17 protein-coding genes and 1 tRNA gene are annotated in these 16,927 nt (G+C 71.6%); 12 read left to right on the forward strand and 6 right to left on the reverse strand.

Annotated features, from left to right (window positions below; translation table 11 throughout):
* Nucleotides 1–17 precede the first annotated feature (17 nt).
* The 3 genes from ACFYWM_RS15455 to ACFYWM_RS15465 all read left to right on the forward strand — a co-directional run bounded on the left by ACFYWM_RS15455 (nt 18) and on the right by ACFYWM_RS15465 (nt 2,898).
* Complete coding sequence (locus ACFYWM_RS15455) at nt 18–1,139, forward strand: hypothetical protein (protein WP_389914489.1); 1,122 nt, start codon at nt 18–20, stop codon at nt 1,137–1,139.
* Nucleotides 1,140–1,489: 350 nt separating this feature from the next.
* Nucleotides 1,490–2,605 carry a WD40/YVTN/BNR-like repeat-containing protein gene (locus tag ACFYWM_RS15460; RefSeq protein WP_389914492.1) on the forward strand — a complete coding sequence of 372 codons (1,116 nt, stop codon included), beginning with the start codon at nt 1,490–1,492 and terminating at the stop codon, nt 2,603–2,605.
* Nucleotides 2,606–2,613: 8 nt separating this feature from the next.
* The gene (locus ACFYWM_RS15465) at nt 2,614–2,898 is read left to right on the forward strand and encodes a MoaD/ThiS family protein (protein ID WP_389914495.1); all 285 of its coding nucleotides are present in this window, start codon (nt 2,614–2,616) and stop codon (nt 2,896–2,898) included.
* Nucleotides 2,899–3,093: 195 nt separating this feature from the next.
* On the opposite strand, the gene ACFYWM_RS15470 is transcribed toward ACFYWM_RS15465, so the two are convergent.
* The 4 genes from ACFYWM_RS15470 to ACFYWM_RS15485 all read right to left on the reverse strand — a co-directional run bounded on the left by ACFYWM_RS15470 (nt 3,094) and on the right by ACFYWM_RS15485 (nt 5,655).
* Nucleotides 3,094–3,170, reverse strand: a tRNA-Lys gene (locus tag ACFYWM_RS15470).
* Nucleotides 3,171–3,763: 593 nt separating this feature from the next.
* Nucleotides 3,764–4,159 (reverse strand): OsmC family protein, encoded by a 396-nt coding sequence (locus ACFYWM_RS15475; RefSeq protein ID WP_389914498.1) that lies wholly within the window; start codon nt 4,157–4,159, stop codon nt 3,764–3,766.
* 88 nt (nt 4,160–4,247) lie between these two features.
* Nucleotides 4,248–4,532: a hypothetical protein gene (locus tag ACFYWM_RS15480; RefSeq protein WP_329085017.1), complete on the reverse strand. Its 285-nt coding sequence runs from the start codon at nt 4,530–4,532 to the stop codon at nt 4,248–4,250.
* A 61-nt stretch (nt 4,533–4,593) separates the two neighbouring features.
* Complete coding sequence (locus ACFYWM_RS15485) at nt 4,594–5,655, reverse strand: NADP-dependent oxidoreductase (protein WP_389914502.1); 1,062 nt, start codon at nt 5,653–5,655, stop codon at nt 4,594–4,596.
* 652 nt (nt 5,656–6,307) lie between these two features.
* Between ACFYWM_RS15485 and ACFYWM_RS15490 the strand changes: the two genes are divergently transcribed.
* The gene (locus ACFYWM_RS15490; protein ID WP_389914505.1) at nt 6,308–6,688 is read left to right on the forward strand and encodes a phage holin family protein; all 381 of its coding nucleotides are present in this window, start codon (nt 6,308–6,310) and stop codon (nt 6,686–6,688) included.
* A gap of 4 nt (nt 6,689–6,692) precedes the next feature.
* The gene (locus ACFYWM_RS15495) at nt 6,693–8,090 is read left to right on the forward strand and encodes an aromatic amino acid lyase (protein WP_389914508.1); all 1,398 of its coding nucleotides are present in this window, start codon (nt 6,693–6,695) and stop codon (nt 8,088–8,090) included.
* A 1-nt stretch (nt 8,091) separates the two neighbouring features.
* Here ACFYWM_RS15495 and ACFYWM_RS15500 read toward each other — a convergent pair whose 3' ends face one another.
* Nucleotides 8,092–9,081 (reverse strand): LacI family DNA-binding transcriptional regulator, encoded by a 990-nt coding sequence (locus tag ACFYWM_RS15500; protein ID WP_389914511.1) that lies wholly within the window; start codon nt 9,079–9,081, stop codon nt 8,092–8,094.
* A gap of 212 nt (nt 9,082–9,293) precedes the next feature.
* Here ACFYWM_RS15500 and ACFYWM_RS15505 point away from each other — a divergent pair, with 212 nt between their 5' ends.
* The 7 genes from ACFYWM_RS15505 (at nt 9,294) to ACFYWM_RS15535 (ending at nt 15,702) form a co-directional block, all read left to right on the forward strand.
* Nucleotides 9,294–10,235, forward strand: coding sequence for an amidohydrolase (locus tag ACFYWM_RS15505; protein ID WP_389914513.1), 942 nt, complete (start codon nt 9,294–9,296; stop codon nt 10,233–10,235).
* Between the two features lie 139 nt (nt 10,236–10,374).
* Nucleotides 10,375–10,893, forward strand: coding sequence for a cysteine dioxygenase (locus tag ACFYWM_RS15510; RefSeq protein ID WP_389914516.1), 519 nt, complete (start codon nt 10,375–10,377; stop codon nt 10,891–10,893).
* A 101-nt stretch (nt 10,894–10,994) separates the two neighbouring features.
* Nucleotides 10,995–12,035, forward strand: a complete 1,041-nt coding sequence (locus ACFYWM_RS15515) for an ABC transporter substrate-binding protein (protein WP_389914518.1) — start codon at nt 10,995–10,997, stop codon at nt 12,033–12,035.
* 1 nt (nt 12,036) lies between these two features.
* Nucleotides 12,037–12,915 carry an ABC transporter ATP-binding protein gene (locus ACFYWM_RS15520; protein WP_389914522.1) on the forward strand — a complete coding sequence of 293 codons (879 nt, stop codon included), beginning with the start codon at nt 12,037–12,039 and terminating at the stop codon, nt 12,913–12,915.
* Complete coding sequence (locus ACFYWM_RS15525) at nt 12,912–13,661, forward strand: ABC transporter permease (protein ID WP_389914525.1); 750 nt, start codon at nt 12,912–12,914, stop codon at nt 13,659–13,661. The genes ACFYWM_RS15520 and ACFYWM_RS15525 overlap by 4 nt, the downstream gene beginning before the upstream one ends.
* A gap of 57 nt (nt 13,662–13,718) precedes the next feature.
* A complete protein-coding gene (locus ACFYWM_RS15530) occupies nt 13,719–14,036 on the forward strand; it encodes a hypothetical protein (protein ID WP_389914528.1) in 318 nt (105 codons plus the stop codon).
* Entirely contained in the window at nt 14,029–15,702 is a 1,674-nt protein-coding gene (locus ACFYWM_RS15535) for an FAD-dependent monooxygenase (protein ID WP_389914531.1), read from the forward strand. The genes ACFYWM_RS15530 and ACFYWM_RS15535 overlap by 8 nt, the downstream gene beginning before the upstream one ends.
* Before the next feature lie 52 nt (nt 15,703–15,754).
* Here the strand turns inward: ACFYWM_RS15535 and ACFYWM_RS15540 are convergent, their stop codons facing one another.
* Complete coding sequence (locus tag ACFYWM_RS15540; RefSeq protein ID WP_389914534.1) at nt 15,755–16,852, reverse strand: glycerophosphodiester phosphodiesterase; 1,098 nt, start codon at nt 16,850–16,852, stop codon at nt 15,755–15,757.
* Nucleotides 16,853–16,927: the final 75 nt, after the last annotated feature.

A 16,927-nucleotide genomic window follows, 5' to 3' on the forward strand; every position in this document is an offset into this window, starting at 1 on the left:
AGGGACAAGGAGAGCACATGCCCTCGAACCGAAGCTCATGGATCACGGCGGGAAACCTGGCACTCATCACGGTGCTCGCCTGCGGAGGCGGCCTGGTGCCGGCGTCCGCACAGGCGGCGAGCACCCACACCGACCCGCTGGCGAGCGCGACCACGACGCCGGCACCCACCCCCACCCCGACCCCGACCCCCACCCCGGCGCAGACGTCGGTGCCGGAGGACGAGACGGAGTCATCCCCGGAACCGGATGAGGAGGAGGGGGTGCAGACGCTGGCCGCCGCCGCTCCGGTGACCCGCTCGCAGATGATCGCGCGGGCCAAGACCTGGAAGCCCGGTACCGCGCAGCGCATCCCCTACAGCCAGACCAAGAGACACGGCGGCTACCGGACCGACTGCTCCGGCTACGCCTCCATGGCACTCGGCCTCGGCAAGCCCGGACAGATCACCGTCGGGCTCGCCAAGAGCGCCTTCACCCGTCCCATCAAGATGTCCCAGCTGCTCAGGGGCGATCTGGTCATCGACGCCATCGGCAGCAACACCACCCGGCACGTCGTCATCTTCGACCGCTGGGCCAACTCGGCGCGCACCTCGTACTGGGCCTACGAGCAGCGCGGCGGCTACGGGACGGACTACCGCACGCGCAACTATGGGCTCGCGGCGAAGAGCCAGTACAAGGCGTACCGGGCGCTGAACATCCGTGAGGACGCGCCGCCGAAGCCAACCACGGTCACCCGCGCCCAGGTGATAGCGCGGGCCAAGACCTGGAAGCCCGCCACCGCGCAGCGGGTGCCCTACAGCCAGACCAAGAAGCAGGGCGGCTACCGGGCCGACGGTTCGGGGTATGTCTCCATGACCCTCGGCCTGGCCAAGCCCGGACCCATCACCACCGCCCTCGCCACCAGTGCCCACACCCGTCCCATCAAGATGACCGAACTCCTCCAGGGAGACCTCGTCATCGACCCGGTCGGCGGCAACACCGCACGACAGGCCCTCATCTTCGACCGCTGGGCCGACGCCAAGCGCACCTCCTACTGGGCCTACCAGCAGCGCTCCGGCTACGGCACCGACCACCGCGTCGTCAAGCACGGCCTCACCGCGGGCACCCAGTTCCGTGCCTACCGGCCCCTCGCCTTCCGCTGACCCGGAACGTCCACTGACCCGGAGCACTCACTGGTCCGGAACATTCACTGATCCGGAACGTCCACTGACGCGGAGGAGCGTTCACCGGCCCGAAGCGGGAGCCCGGTCACACTCGTGACCGGGCTCCTCGCCGTTCTCGTTCCCGCCGTTCTCGTTCTCGCCGTTCTCGTTCTCTCCGGGGCGTTCCTCCGTGTGCCGTACCGCGATTTTGTCGGTGGGCTGCCATAGCGTCGGTGGCCACGGCCGTGGCGGACCGGTCGTGAGCGGGGTCGGCTCCGATCCCGATCGGACGACCATGAGCATGGCCGCGGCGCCGACCCGAGTCGGCACCGGGCCGGAAGGGAACGCCGGTGAGTGGTGTACGAGTGCTGGTCGGCACGCGCAAGGGCGCGTTCATCCTGACGTCGGACGGCAGGCGCGAGCGGTGGGACGTCAGCGGCCCCCACTTCGGGGGCTGGGAGATCTACCACGTCGCCGGATCCCCCGCCGACCCGTCCCGGCTCTACATGTCGCAGTCGGGCGGCTGGTTCGGGCAGGTGATCCAGCGTTCCGACGACGGCGGCGCGACGTGGGAGGCGGTCGGCAACCGGTTCGAGTACGACGGCGTCCCCGGCACCCACCAGTGGTACGACGGCACGCCGCACCCGTGGGAGTTCAACCGGGTCTGGCACCTGGAGCCGTCACCGACCGACCCCGACACGGTGTACGCCGGGGTCGAGGACGCCGCCCTGTTCCGTTCGGTGGACGGCGGGCACAGCTGGCAGGAGCTGCCCGGGTTGCGCGAGCACCGCTCGGGGCCCTCCTGGCAGCCGGGCGCCGGTGGGATGTGCCTGCACACGATCGTCCCCGACCCGCGCGATCCCGGGCGCATCACCGTGGCGATCTCGGCGGCGGGCGTGTTCAGGACCGACGACGCCGGCAAGAGCTGGCGGCCGACGAACCGCGGCCTGCGCTCCGAGGGCATCCCCGACCAGGACGCCGAGGTCGGCCACTGCGTGCACCACATCGCCTCGCACCCCTCGCGCCCGGACGTGCTCTTCATGCAGAAGCACTGGGACGTCATGCGCAGCGACGACGCCGGTGAGTCGTGGTACGAGATCAGCGGTGACCTGCCCAGCGACTTCGGGTTCCCGATCGCCGTGCACGCGCACGAGCCGGAGACCGTCTACGTCGTCCCGATCAAGAGCGACTCGGAGCACTACCCGCCCGAGGGCAAGCTGCGGGTGTACCGCAGCCGGACGGGCGGCAACGAGTGGGAGCCGCTCACCAGGGGGTTGCCGCAGAGCCACTGCTACGTCAACGTGCTGCGGGACGCGATGGCCGTCGACACGCTCGACTCCTGCGGCGTCTACTTCGGCACGACCGGCGGGCAGGTCTACGTGTCGGCCGACTCCGGCGACAACTGGACGGCCATCGCCCGGGATCTCCCGGCCGTGTTGTCCGTCGAAGTGCAGACGCTCCCATGATCCGGGTGGTGCTCCCGGCTCATCTGCGCAACCTCGCGCGTACCGAGGGCGAGGTGGAGCTCCAGATCCAGGGGGAGGCCACCCAGCGCTCGGTCCTCGACGCGCTTGAGGCCCGTTATCCGATGTTGCGCGGGACGATCCGTGATCACGCCACGCAGCGGCGCCGCCCGTTCGTGCGGTTCTTCGCCTGCGAGCAGGATCTGTCCCACGAGCCGCCGGACACCCCGCTGCCCGAACCGGTCGCGACGGGGGCCGAGCCGTTCATGGTCGTGGGAGCCATGGCGGGCGGGTAGGTCCGCCCTCGGGCCCCTCACCGTCCGCGTCCCCCGAGCCGCCCGCCCGGGAAGGATCGGCGATCACGTGAGGGGCCGCCAGGGCCGAGGAGCCACGAGCCAAGGAGTCACGGGCCAAGGGTGATGACAGGGGCCGGAAATGACTGAGGGCACCTCCGCGATGCGGAAGGTGCCCAGGTCATCGGCTTCAGCCGGTGGTGCGCCGCCAGGGACTCGAACCCCGGACCCGCTGATTAAGAGTCAGCTGCTCTAACCAACTGAGCTAGCGGCGCTTGCAACGGAGGTAACTCTAGCAGCAGCCCCAGCGCGCTCGCACCACGGTTGATCCCGTTCGGCTCCTGCCCGTCTTCTGGGGAAATTTCCGGAGAAACCGGATCATTCGGCCCCCACACAGACTCGGGGCCGGACAGTCCCCCAACTGCCCGGCCCCGGCCTCTTCGCGGGCGTCGCCTTCGTCTCCCCCAAGACTTCCGGCTGCTCCGCTCAGGAACGCGATCCCCCTCGCGTTCTTATCCGGTGAAAAGTCTCTGCAACGCTCCCCCCGGGCTTCGCAGACCCCTCGACCTGCATCAACACTACCTAGCCAAATGCAACGGGAGCGTCATCCAAAGGTTGATTTTGCGCCTACACCCAACCTTGACCCGGTATCACCGAAGCGCCACCGGCCTAAGGATTCGTAAGCCCGGCGTCGAGAGGCGACCGCGGAGGTTTCCGGGCGCGTGACCCGAGCACACGGCCAGAGCACGCGACCAGAGCACACGACCAAGGCGCGCGGCCAGGGCCCGGCGGCCGTCCAGGGCCGGGGCCGGGGCGTGGTGATCGTCAGGTTCACGGCCGGGAAGAGCGGGTTCCCCGGCGGAGGCCGTCAGGGGAGTTCGAGGTTGATCTCCATGTTGTCCTTCAGGACCCGGCTCACCGTGCAGTACTTCTCCTCGACGCGGTGGGCCACGGAGCGGAGGACCTCGGCGGCCTTCTCGTCGCCCTCGGGCAGCTCCACGTCGTAGGTGATGGTGATCGGCCCGAGCCTGGACGACTCGACCTTCTCCGCCCCGACGGTCATCGCCAGGCGGACCATGCGGTGGCCGCGCTGGGCCGTCAGCGGCTCCACGGTGACGATGTTGCAGCCGCCGAGCGCCGCGAGCAGCAGCTCGACGGGGGTGAAGACCCCCTGCTCGTCACCGCCGCCCATGGCGACCTCGGCGCCGCGATCGTTGCGCGCCACGAACCCGTCCTCGGTCCGCTCCACTCTCACCTGTGCCATGGCGTTCCTCCCCCTGGATCTGCGGATCACCCTACAGATGCCCGCGAAGGGAGGGACGCCCGGGTAAGGGCGGGAATCAGGCCCGCCCTCAGGCCTCCGGATGTTTGGACAGGTACTCGATGTAGAACGGCCGCAGTGCCTCGCCCAGCTCCCCGTGGCCCGAGGCCATCGCGTCGCTGAGCAGGGCCGAGACCCGGCTGAGGTCGTTGGTCGTCTGGTCCTCGTTCCCCGCGGACGCCTCCGCCGCGGGAATCAACGTGAGCAGCTCCCACAGGAAGCCGAGATCTCCGTGGTGCACGGCGTAGTGGACCGCGCGATCGTGCAGTTCCTGGGCCGACAGCGACTCAAGCTCGTCCGTTTCCAACAGACCCACCCCCTCACGCCCCTTCTGCCCCGAGAATATGGCCATCATGCGCAATTGACGGTGCGTACCGTCAGTGCACCAGCCTGACCAGCATCTTTCCCGTGTTGGCGCCGCGGAGCATGTCGACGAACGCCCGCGGGGCGTTCTCCAGGCCGTCGACCACGGTCTCGGTGAAGACGATCTTTCCCTCGCGGAGCCAGGCGCCCACCTCGGTGATCATGTCGGGCAGGCGGTCGGAGTGGTCGGACACGATGTACCCGCGCAGGGTGAGCCGCTTCCCCACGACCAGGCCGATGTTCCTCGGGCCCGGTACCGGCTCGGTGGCGTTGTAGGAGGAGATCGAACCGCACATCGCGACCCTGCCGTACGTCCTCAGCTCGTCGATGGCCGCCTCCAGGTGGTCGCCGCCGACGTTGTCGAAGTAGACGTCGATCCCGCCGGGAGCCGCCCTGGCGAGCTGCCCGTGGATGTCACCGTCGTGGTAGTCGAAGGCGGCGTCGAAGCCGAGGTCGCCGACCAGATGGGCCACCTTCTCCCGCGACCCGGCGCTGCCCACCACGCGCGAGGCGCCCCGCAACCGGGCGATCTGCCCGGCCATGCTGCCCACCGCCCCCGCCGCGCCGGACACGAACACCGCCTCGCCGTCCTTGAAACGGGCGATGTCGAGCAGGCCCACGTACGCGGTGAGGCCGGTCATGCCCAGCGCGCCCAGGTAGGCGGTGAGCGGTACCCCGGAGATCTCCTCGACCTCGCGGGCCTCGCCGGCGTCGAGGACGGCGTACTCGCGCCAGCCGTAGCGGTGGGTGACGGTGGCTCCGGGCGCGAGGCCGGGGGCGCGTGACTCGACGACCTCGCCGAGCGCGCCGCCGTCCAGGGGCTCGCCGACCCGGAAGGGCGGGGTGTAGGACTTGCCCTCGTTCATCCGGCCCCGCATGTACGGGTCGACGCTCATGAAGAGGTTGCGGACGAGGATCTCCCCCTCGGCGAGGGCGGGCGGCTCGACCTCCGCCAGCTCGAAGTTCTCCGGGACCGGCCACCCCGAGGGCCGCGACGCGAGCCGGATCTCCCTGGAGACCGTACGTCCCCCTCCTCGTGGCGCGTGACCGGCGACCGTGGCCTTCGTGCCGTTCACGGCGGCGGGCCCCGCCCACGACGCTCCCGCCGGGGCGGGTCCGGCCCCCTTTCCAGTCCTCGCCTCCGACCCGGACCCGGGCCCGTTCCCCGTTCCCGGCCCGTCCTTGGGGTTCGGCCTGTCCTTGGGGCCCGGCGCGGGAGAGGATCCCGGAGGGGGGCCTGGCTTGGGAGGGCCGGGTTTCGGCGGAGGGCTCGGCTTGGGCGGGGGGCCGGGCTTGGGGGGAGGACCGGGCTTGGGAGCGGAGTGGGCCTCGGTTCCGGTTCCGGGCGTCGAGCCGGCTCCGGCGGACGGCTTCTCCGGTCGGCCGGCGGATGGTCGGGCGTTGGACATGATGAGGCCCCCTCGGCGATTCGTGCTCCTCACCTGGGACTTTCCCATCCGGCCGCGTTTCTTCCCGCCGGGGAACGGCACGCCTGACGCGATCTCGCCACTTTCATGACCGCATACGGTCACGGATGCGAAACTTTCCGCGGCGGCCGGGCCGGCTCACCGTTCCCGGCGCTCGTGGCGACCGCCGCGTCCTCGCCGTCCGAGGTAACCGGATCGGCGGGTACGCGACCGGTCGGCAAATCACCTGTTATGCGTATATATCCACATTCGGGGCGCGAACCTACCGCCCGCTCGACCATCCATGCGAGGATCCCAAAACGTGAAAATACTCATCAAAATAGTGGTCGTAGCAGCCGCTCTGTGGGCGGCGACCCAGCTCGTGGACGGCATCACGGTGTCCGCGCGCACCCCGGTCAGGGAGATCGGCACGCTCGTCGCCGTCGCCCTCGTCTTCGGGATCGTGAACGCCGTCCTGAAGCCGATCATCTCGACGCTCGGCTGCGCCTTCTACATCCTCACGCTCGGCCTGTTCGCCCTGGTGGTCAACGCCGGGCTGCTGCTGCTGACCAGCTGGATCGCCCGCCAGCTCTCGCTGCCCTTCCACGTCGACGGCTTCTGGGCCGCGTTCTGGGGCGCGATCGTCATCGGCATCGTCAGCTGGCTGCTCGACCTCATCCTCGACAAGATCGTCGGCGACTGAGCCGATGACCGTCGTCCTTGACGGCGCCCACCTGACCTGCGAGCGGGTCGACCGGGCGGCCCGCGGTTCCGGGATCGCGCTGGGCTCCACCGGCCGTGCGGAGGCGGCATGGCGGACGGCCGGCCTGCTCGACGGGCCCGTGTACGGCCGAACCACCGGCGTGGGCGCCAACAAGGACGTGGCGGCCACGGACACCGGCCTGGACCTGCTCCGCAGCCACGCGGGCGGCGCCGGACCGGTCATCGAGGAGTTCCGCGCCCGCGCCACCCTCGTGGTCCGTCTCAACCAGCTGCTCGCCGGGGGCTCGGGGGTCGACCCGGCCCTCCTGCCCGTCCTCGCCGACGCTGTCAACCAGGGCCTCACCCCGCCGATCCGCACCTACGGCGCCATCGGTACCGGCGACCTCACCGCCCTGGCCACCACCGCGCTCTGCCTCATGGGCGAGCTCCCCTGGACCCCTCCCGCCGGACCCTCCGAGCTCTCCGAACAGGGCGGGACGCGGGCGGGCGATCCGGTGCCCAGGTTCGCGCTCGCCCCGGGCGACGCGCTGCCGTTCATCAGCTCGGGCGCGGCGACCCTGGCGGACGCGGCGCTGGCCTGCCACCGCCTGGGGGTCCTGCTGTCCGCCGCCACGACGGTCGCGGCCCACTCCTTCCGGGCGATCGAGGCCTCGCTCGAACCGCTCTCCCCCGTCGTGCAGCGCGGCCCCGAGCAGACCGGGGTGGCGTCCGGGCTGCGCGCCCTGATCGGTTCCACCAGCCCGCGCCGCGTCCAGGACCCGTACGGCTACCGCGCCTTCCCGCAGGTCCACGGGGCCGTCCTCGACGCGCTCGGCCGGGCGGAGCGGACGGTCGCCGAGGAGATGAACGCGGCCCCGGAGAACCCGCTGATCGCCGACGGCCGGGCCTGGCACAACGGCAACTTCCACTCGGCGCGGGTCGCGCTCGCCCTCGACGCCCTGCGGGCCGCGCTCGTGCAGACCGCGACGCTGAGCGCCGCCAGGCTCGCCACCCTGAACGACCCGGCCCACACGGGCCTGCTCCCCTTCCTGGCCGAACGTCCCGGGTTGTCCGGGGTCATGATCCTCGAATACGTCGCGCACTCCGCGCTGGCCGAGCTGCGCCACCTGGCGGCCCCGGTCACCCTGGGCGGCGCCGTGCTCTCCCTGGGCACCGAGGACCACGCGAGCTTCACCCCGCAGGCGGCCCGCTCCGCGCTCGCCGCCGCCGAACCGCTGGAGATCGTCCTGGCGTGCGAGCTGGTGGCCTCCGTACGGGCCCTGCGGCGGCGCGGCCTGCCCTGCGACCTGCCGCTTGACGACGCGATGCACGACCGTCCCCTGGACGCCGACCTCGACGCGGCGCGCGGGCTCCTGCCCGGCCTTACCCCTCGGCGTCCTTGAGTCAGCCGACCGAGCCGCGCTCGCGCAGCTGGGGCGCCTGGACGATGCGGCGGCGGCGCGTGTTGCCGTCGGCGGCGGCCACGACGATGCGGACGGCGGCCCGGACGATGCCGTCGATGTCCCAGTCGACCGTGGTCAGGCCGGGGGTGAGCAGTCCCGACATGGGATGGTCGTCGTAGCCCATCACGGACACCTCGAACGGGATGCCCAGCTTCCGCTCGGCCGAGGCCGCGTAGACGCCGTAGGCGATCGAGTCGGCGAAGCAGAAGAACGCCCGGTGACCGGCGTCGAGCATCTCGCCCGCGACCCGGGTGGCGGTTCCCAGCGACTGCGAGGAGGTGACCGTCTCGATGTCCAGGCCCAGCCGCCCGGCCTCGGCCAGGACGTGCACGTCGGCGGGCCGGTCGGGGGTGCTGGCCCGCGTCGAGGTGAGGACGGCCAGGCGCCGGTGACCCCGCCCGCGCAGGTGCTCCAGGGCGAGGGTCACCCCGGCCCGGTTGTCGAAGACGACCTCGCCCGCGGTGCGCGCCCCGGCCAGGGCGTCGCCGATCGACACCACCGGCAGCCCTTCGCACAGGTCGGCCCAGAGCGGCGCGGCGGGGTCGACCGGCTGCACGATCAGCGCGTCCACCCGCTGGTCACGGAGCTGCCTGGCGAGCGTGTGCTCCCTGGCCGGGTCTCCGGCGGCGTCCAGGATCAGGGCGTAGCGGTCGTTGTCCTTGAGCGCGCGGCCGATGCCGACGGCCAGCGCCTGCTGCCAGAGGTCCTCCAGCGAGCCGCAGAGCAGGCCGATCATGCCGGTCCGGCCGCTGGCCAGGGCCCGGGCGATGGGGTCGGCCTCGTAACCGAGCTCGGCCGCGACCCTGCGCACCCGCTCGATGGTCTCCTCCGACACCTGCATGCCGCGCAGGGCGTACGAGACGGCGGCGGGCGACAGGCCGGTGGCCTTCGCCACCTCGCGGATGGTCGCTCGTTTCCGGGGCTGGGGCATCGGACCAGCCTATTCCCCGGGCCCTCCGGAGACGCGGTTCCCACGCGATCGGGGGCTTCGCAGGACATTCGGGAGGGATTGACACGATCTTCGTGAAGCGGTTCACTGAAACGGTTCACTGAACCGTGTCACTGTTGGATGTGGCGAGGTGGAGGCGTTTACCCCTATTCTAGGTAGGGAATACCTCGAAGCGTGAAAGGAGGGGACCCGTCGTGACCGTCGACGTTCACCAGCATCTGTGGACGCCCGCGTTCGTGGACGCGCTCAGACGGCGCACGGCCGCGCCCCGCCTCGACGGCTGGACCCTCCACCTGGACGGCGAGCCCGCCTACGAGGTCGACCCCGCCGACCACGACCTCGCCGGGCGCCTCGCGCTGAACGCGGGCCTCGACCTCGCCCTCGTGTCGCTGTCCAGCCCGCTGGGCATCGAGTCCCTGCCCCCCGACGACGCCTGGCCGATCATCGACGCGTACCACGAGGACGCCCTCGCGCTGCCCGCGCCCTTCGGCGCCTGGGCGGCGACCTGCCTCAGCGAGATCGACCCCGCCAGGCTCGCCAAGACCCTCGACACGCGAGACGGCGTCAAGGGCGTCGGAGGGCACGTCGACGGGAACGCGCGGCCGGGGCTCGTCGGGCTCCAGCTGCCCGCGACCGCCGTGCGCGACGCCGCCGGTCTGGCCGGGGTCGCCCCGCTGCTCGACGTGCTCGCCGAGCGCGACCTGCCGCTCTTCGTGCACCCCGGCCCCGCCACCGAGCCCGAGGGGCCCGGCTGGTGGCCGGCCGTGGTGCCGTACGTGCAGCAGATGCACGCCGCGTGGTACGCCTTCGCCGCCTTCGGCCGGGCCCGCCACCCCCGCCTGCGGGTCTGCTTCTCGCTGCTCGCCGGGCTGGCCCCGCTCCACTCCGAGCGCCTGGCCAACCGGGGCGGCGAGGGCCGGGGCCAGGTCGATCCCGACCTGTTCCTGGAGACCTCCTCCTACGGCCCGCGCGCCATCGACGCGATCGTCCGCGAACTCGGCGTCGACATCGTGGTCAGCGGTTCCGACCAGCCCTACGCCACCGCACCCGACCCCGCGCTCGGCGACGCCGCCTGGCACGCCGTCGCGGTCACCAACCCGCACCGCCTTCTGAACGGAAAGGAGTCGCGCAAGTGAACCAGTACCAGGGCCGCGAGAGCTGTGTGCTCCCGGCGAACCACGCCGCGGGCAAGCGGCGCGCAAGAGTCATCGGTCATGCCGGTCACGCCGGGCGAGTGGACATCGCGGGCTCCGGGCCGTCCGGCGGTGAGACCTCATGAGCTACGAGGCCCTGCCCGCCCGCGCCCTCGACCGGCGCGAGCTCCTCGACCTGGTCAACGAGCTGGCCGCCGACCCGTCCGGGTGGGCGGACCAGGTGGAGTTCCCCGAGGAGGGCGGCCGCCACTTCGCCTCCCTCTACCGCGACTCCCACGTGGACGTCTGGCTGCTGTGCTGGCGTCCCGAGGACGACACCGGCTGGCACGACCACGACACCTCCTCGGGTGCCGTCCGCGTGGTGGCCGGGACGCTCCTGGAGTGCAACCCCCGCATCGGCGGCGAGCACCTGGAGACCGTGATCTCGGAAGGCGAGTCCTTCTCCTTCGGCCCCGACCACATCCACCGGCTGACCGGCGCGGTGCACGGCAGCGTCTCGATCCACGCCTACTCGCCGCCGCTGTGGCGCCTGGGCCAGTACTCCATCAGCGACAGCGGCGTGATGCGCCGCGTCTCGGTCAGCTACGCCGACGAGCTGCGTCCCATGGACGACGTCGAGCAGATGGTCGAGGTCGCCTGAGAACGCGGGTTCCGTTGAGAATTTGACAAGAAGGTAATCCCGGACCGTTGCCGGATTTGGTCAGAAAGGCTTTGATCAAATCTGGTAACGGAAGGGGACCTGTGAACATCCCGACCATCGTCCGTAGCTCGCTGACGGCCTTGTGCCTCCTGGTTGCGAGCGCGTGTGCGAACGCCGACACCGGCGGCGCCCCCGCGACGGGCTCCGGCGCGCCGTCCGCGCCTCCCGCGGCCACCAAAATCAACTACCTGACCTCGTTCAACGTCTTCGGGCGCGACTCCTACGCCTACGTCGCCCTGGAGAAGGGCTATTTCAGGGACGCGGGGTTCGACGTCACCATCAGGCCCGGCAGCGGCACCGCCGACTCCCTCAAACTGATCGCGAGCGGCCAGGCCGACTTCGGGATCACCGACCTGACCGGCTCCATCGTCACCCTCGCGGGGCAGAGGCTGCCGGTCACCGGCGTGGCGGCGATCCAGCAGCGGTCGCTCACCGCCGTCATCGCCCTTGAGGACTCGGGCATCACCGCGCCCGAGGACCTGGAGGGCAAGCAGATCGCCGACCCGCCGGGCTCGGCCGTCAAGCTCGTCTTCCCCGCGTACGCCAAGGCCGCCGGGATCGACCCGGCCAAGGTCACCTTCGTCCCCGCGCCGCCCCCGTCGCTGCCGCAGCTGCTGGCCTCGGGCAAGGTCGACGCCATAGGCCAGTTCGTGGTGGGCAGGCCGACCATCGAGCAGGCGGCCCAGGGGCGCAAGGCCGTGGTCCTGCCGTACAGCGACCACGTCAGGGAGATGTACGGCAACATCCTCACGACCACCGCGAAGATGGCGGCCGAGAGGCCCGAGGTGGTGACGAAATTCCGGGACGCCCTGCTCAAGGGGCTGGAGTACGCCATCGACAACCCCGACGAGTCCGGAAAAATCCTGAACAAGTATCACCCGACCCAGAACGCGGTCACCGCAGCCGCGGAGCTGAAGGAGATGGCCGCCTTCGTACGGCCGTCGGAGGCCGGGGTGCCCGTGGGCGCGCTGGAGGAGAGCCGCCTGGCCGCCGTCATCGCCATCCTTGAGGACGCGAAGGTGATCAAGCCCGGTTTCAAGCCCTCCGACATCGTCACCTTCGGCCTCGTCCCCGGATCCTGAGGTGATCGAGATCTCGGATCTGTCCTGCGTGTTCCCTGGCAGGACCGGACCGGTGACCGCGCTGGAGGGGATCGGCCTGCGGGTGCGCGAGCACGAGTTCGTGGCGGTGATCGGGCGCTCGGGCTGCGGGAAGTCGACGCTCCTGCGGCTGGTCGCCGGTCTCATCCCGGCGACCGGCGGGCAGGTGCGGGTCGCGGGAGAGCCGGTGACCGGGCCGCGCCCCGACGTCAGCCTCATGTTCCAGCGGCCCGCCCTGCTCCCGTGGCGGACGGTCCTCGGCAACGTGCTGCTGCCCGTGGAGTTCCTCGGCCGGTCGAGGGCCGCCCATCTCGGCCGCGCGCGCGAGCTGCTGCGCGTGGCCGGGCTGGAGGGGTTCGAGAGGCGGCTCCCGCACGAGCTGTCGGGTGGCATGCAGCAGCGGGTGGCCCTGTGCCGGTCGCTGATCTGCGAGCCGAAGGTGATGCTCATGGACGAGCCGTTCTCCGCGCTGGACGCGCTCACCCGCGAGGAGCTCTCCGCCGAGCTCCAGCGGATCCGGGCGGAGAGCGCCGCCACGGTCGTCCTCGTCACCCACTCCATCGAGGAGGCGGTACTGCTCGCCGACCGGGTCGTGGTGCTCAGCCCACGGCCCGGCCGGGTCCGGGAGATCGTGGAGATCGACGTACCCCGGCCGCGTTCCCTCGGCCGCGACGCCCACGCGGAGCGGCTGGCCGGGTACGGCGCACGGCTGCGCTCCCTGCTCGCGGAACCCCTCGGCGAACGAGCGGGCGAGCGGCCCGGTGAGCGGGCCGACGAACGAACCGATGAGCGGGCCGACGAACGAACCGGCGAGCGGGCTCCGGGCTCGTCCGGGGAGCCGACGGGGAGAGGCGCCCGATGAGGGTCTGGGTGCTTCCCCTGATCGGCGCGGCGCTGACCGTGGCGGCGTGGTGGCTGGCCACGGTCGCCTTCGGCATCGCGCCGTACGTCCTGCCCGCGCCGCCGGACGTGCTCGCCGTCTTCGGCGAGCACGGCGGCTACCTGCTCGACCAGACCTGGGTGACGCTGGTGGAGACGCTGCAGGGGTACGCGCTCGCCGTGGTGACGGGCGTGCTGATCGCGGTCCTGATCGCCACGTTCCGGATCGTCGAGGAGAGTGTCTACCCCCTGCTGATCGCGGTGAACGCGGTGCCCAAGGTGGCCGTCGCGCCGATCCTGGTCGTGTGGATGGGGTTCGGTCAGCTCCCCAAGGTGGTCATGGTCTTCCTGGTCTGCTTCTTCCCCATCGTGATCTCCACGGCCACCGGCCTGCGGTCCACCCCGGCGGAGTTCGTCGAGCTGAGCAGGTCGCTCCGGGCGAGCTGGTGGCGCCTGTTCCTCCAGGTCCGCTTCCCGCACGCCCTGCCGCAGATCTTCGTCGGGCTCAAGGTCGCGATCTCGCTCGCCGTCATCGGCGCGGTGATCGGTGAGTTCGTCGGCGCCCAGGCCGGGCTCGGCTACGTCATCGTCCAGTCCGGCGCGAGCGCGGACACGGCGCTGGCGTTCGCCGCGATGGTGCTGCTCGGCGCGATGAGCATCGCGCTGTTCTACGTCCTGGTCGCGATCGAACGCCTCCTGCTGCCGTGGGCGCGCGAGACCACCGCCTGAACCCGGCTCTCCCGGCAGGGACCCGCCACATCATCCGAGTCGACACGGAGGTATCCGATGAGTGATCCAGAAGCGGGCGAGGCCGGGCTGGGCCCGGTGGGCCAGCACATCGTCTTCGAGAACGAGCTGGTCAGGGTCTGGCAGATCGAGCTGGAACCGGGCCAGACCCAGCCCCTGCACCGGCACGACCACCCGTACCTCATCGTCGCGGTCGAGGAGGCCGTCAACGTCATCGAGACCGCCGACGGGCAGCTGATCGACGCGCCCGAGCCGCGCGGCTCGGTGATCTTCAGGGAGCCGGGCGCGGTGCACAAGCTGACGAACGTGGGAGAGACGAGATACGTGTCGCGCCTGGTGGAGTTGAAGAATGGCTGACCGCCCGGCCGCCGGGGACCGGCCCGCGTCGGCCCCCGGTGAACGGCCCGCACCGGTCCACGGTGAAGGGCCCGCTCCGGTCGTCGTGGCCGGTGCGGGTCCCGTCGGGCTCATCACCGCGCTCGGGCTGGCCCACCACGGCCTCCCGGTCGTGGTGCTGGAGGAGGACGAACGGCTGTCCCCGGACACCAAGGCCGGCTCGCTGCTCACCCGCAGCCTGGAGATCCTGCACCGGTACGGGGCACTGCCCCCGGTGCTGCGCGCCGCGCTGCGCGTCGACGAGATCGGCGAGTTCGAGCGCGCCACGGGCCTGCCCAGGTTCCGGGTGGGTACGGACGCCCTGGCCTCCGACACCAGGTTCCCGTTCCTCGCCAACATCCCGCAGCACCACCTGGAGCCGGTGCTCCGCGACGAGCTGGAGCGCAGGGCCCCGGGCGCCCTGCGCATGGGACACCGCGTGACCGGCTTCCGGCAGGACCCGGAAGGGGTGGAGGTGACCGCCGAGACGGCCTCGGGGTCCCGGGTGATCCGCGGGTCGTACCTGCTGGGCTGCGACGGCGGGCGGTCGTTCGTCCGGGGGGCGCTCGGCGTGACCGTCGAGGGCCGGACGCTGGAGGAGCGGTACGTGCTCGTCGACCTGGAGGTCGACCTCGACGTCGAGACCCCGCGCGACTACCCCTACCTGGGCTACTTCTCCGACCCGGAGGAGTGGGTGGTCGTGGTGCGCCTGCCGCACTGCTGGCGCTTCGTCTACATGCTCAAGCCGGGCACGCCGGAACCGGACGAGGCCGAACTGCGGGACAGGGCGCTGCGCTTCCTCGGGGAGGTGGGCCCCTCGCGGCTGGTGGGCTGCAACGTCTACCGCGTCCATCACCGGATCGCGAGCCGCTGGCGTGACCACCGGGTCTTCCTGCTCGGGGACGCCGCCCACCTGATCACGCCGATGTGGGCCCTCGGCCTCAACACCGGGGCGCTGGACACCTCCAACCTGGCGTGGCGCCTGGCGTGGGTGCTGCGGGGGTGGGCGGACGACCGGCTGCTCGACGGGTACGAGCGCGAGCAGCTCCCGATGGCCTCCCTCGGCTCGGGCAGGATGGCCGAGGCGGCCCGCGCCGTCATGGCCCATCGCGGTGAGGGCGCCGCGGCCATGACGGAGGGCGGCTGGGGAACCGCCCAGACGCGCACGCTGCTGGGAGTACGGCTCGACGTGGACGGCACCGGCGACTGGGCCATGGTCAGGACCGGTGACACCCCCGCACCGGTGCGGGCCGGTGACCGGGTCCCGGACCTGCCGCTGTTCGGCCCTGCCGGGGAGGTCCACCCGCACGACCTGTGCGCGGACTCCTTCGTCGCGCTGTACTTCACCGACGCCCGGCGGGCCCCCCTGGCCCCTCCCCCCGACTCCCCCGCGCTGCGGCAGTACGTGGTCAGCAGGTGGGACGTGCCACCGGGCTCGGAGCTGCGCGACCGGCTCCTGCTCGACCCCGGCGAGCGGGTCCGCCTGCGGTTCGGCGTCCCCGGCGACACGCTGGTGCTGTTGCGGCCCGACGGGCACGTCGTCGCGATCAGGCCGTTCGCCCCGCGGGGAGGCGAGGGTCTCGCCGAGGACCTCTACACGGCCGTCACGGACAGGCCCCCGCCACCCGCCCCCTCCTCGGCCGGCTAGCCGCGTTCCCGACCGTACGGGGTCGTGCCCGGACGGTCGGGAACGGGAGGGGTCAGAAGACGCGCGCCCTGACGGCGTTGGCCATGCCCGGGTCGTCGGCGAAGACGCCGTCGATCCCGAGGGAGTAGAGCCTCTCCAGCCAGCCCATCACGTTGCCGGTGGCGCGCGGGTAGGCCGGGCTCGCCGGGTTCCCGAACCGGAAGTCCACCGGGAGCTGGGCGTTCTCGTTCCTGACGGTCCAGGTGTGGACCTTCAGGCCGGCCCGGTGGGCGTCCCGGACGAGCGTGGTGGGCGGCAGGAGGCGGCCGTCGGGGCCGGTGGGCACGATCCGCCTGGTGTCGACGCCGACGCCGTCCGCGTAGCTCGCCACGTCGCGCAGCCCCGCGGGGGTGACCATGGTGTCGTAGGTGCGCGGGTCCCCGGCGGCGATCCAGTCGTACGGGGCGCCGGTGGCGGTGATCAGCTGGACCAGCGGCAGCCTGGTCCTCTTGCTCAGCTCGCGCAGGTTGGCGGTCTCGAAGGACTGGATGAAGACCGGGTCGCGGCTCCCGCGCCAGCCGTGGCGGCCGAGCACGTCGAGCAGCGGCTCCTCCAGGGAGAGGCCGATGGAGTCGAAGTAGCTCGGGTGCTTGGTCTCGGGGTAGACGCCGACCCCGCTGCGCCTGGCGAGCGCCACGACCTCGTCGAAGGTCGGGATCTCCGCGAGGCCGTTGAAGACGGTGTTGTCCGGGCGCAGGTCGGGGATGCGCTCCTCGGCCCTGAGCGTCTTCAGCTCGGCGAGCGTGAAGTCCTCGGTGAACCAGCCGGTGATCGGGGTGCCGTCGATGGTCTTGGTCGTCCGGCGCGCCGCGAACTCGGGGTGGTTCTCGACGTCGGTGGTGCCGCCGATCTCGTTCTCGTGCCTGGCCACCAGCACGTGGTCCTTCGTCGAGACCAGGTCGGGCTCGATGTAGTCGGCACCGAGCGCGATCGCGGTCTCGTACGCGAGCAGGGTGTGCTCGGGCCGGTGCGCGCTGGCGCCCCGGTGGCCGATGACGACGGGTTCGCGGCCACGGGGCTCGGCGGTGGCGGGTTCGGGTTGTTGCAGCACAACGGCGACGGTACCGGTCGCGAGGACCGCCAGCGCCGCGGCCAGAAGCCTACGGATCATGTTCAGGAACGTAGGCCGCCCGGATGACCATTGGAACAACGACTCGCGAAGGAAACGGGTCGTACGGGCGGCCGG

The sequence above is a fragment of the Streptosporangium sp. NPDC002721 genome (assembly GCF_042888905.1).
Classification (GTDB): Bacteria; Actinomycetota; Actinomycetes; order Streptosporangiales; family Streptosporangiaceae; genus Streptosporangium.

Coding starts and splice junctions, on each gene's coding strand:
- ACFYWM_RS15525 (WP_389914525.1), top strand. CDS start 12,912: ATGAGGGTCTGGGTGCTTCCCCTGATCGGCGCGGCGCTGACCGTGGCG.
- ACFYWM_RS15540 (WP_389914534.1), bottom strand. CDS start 16,852: ATGATCCGTAGGCTTCTGGCCGCGGCGCTGGCGGTCCTCGCGACCGGT.
- ACFYWM_RS15475 (WP_389914498.1), bottom strand. CDS start 4,159: ATGGCACAGGTGAGAGTGGAGCGGACCGAGGACGGGTTCGTGGCGCGC.
- ACFYWM_RS15530 (WP_389914528.1), top strand. CDS start 13,719: ATGAGTGATCCAGAAGCGGGCGAGGCCGGGCTGGGCCCGGTGGGCCAG.
- ACFYWM_RS15500 (WP_389914511.1), bottom strand. CDS start 9,081: ATGCCCCAGCCCCGGAAACGAGCGACCATCCGCGAGGTGGCGAAGGCC.
- ACFYWM_RS15510 (WP_389914516.1), top strand. CDS start 10,375: ATGAGCTACGAGGCCCTGCCCGCCCGCGCCCTCGACCGGCGCGAGCTC.
- ACFYWM_RS15455 (WP_389914489.1), top strand. CDS start 18: ATGCCCTCGAACCGAAGCTCATGGATCACGGCGGGAAACCTGGCACTC.
- ACFYWM_RS15495 (WP_389914508.1), top strand. CDS start 6,693: ATGACCGTCGTCCTTGACGGCGCCCACCTGACCTGCGAGCGGGTCGAC.
- ACFYWM_RS15535 (WP_389914531.1), top strand. CDS start 14,029: ATGGCTGACCGCCCGGCCGCCGGGGACCGGCCCGCGTCGGCCCCCGGT.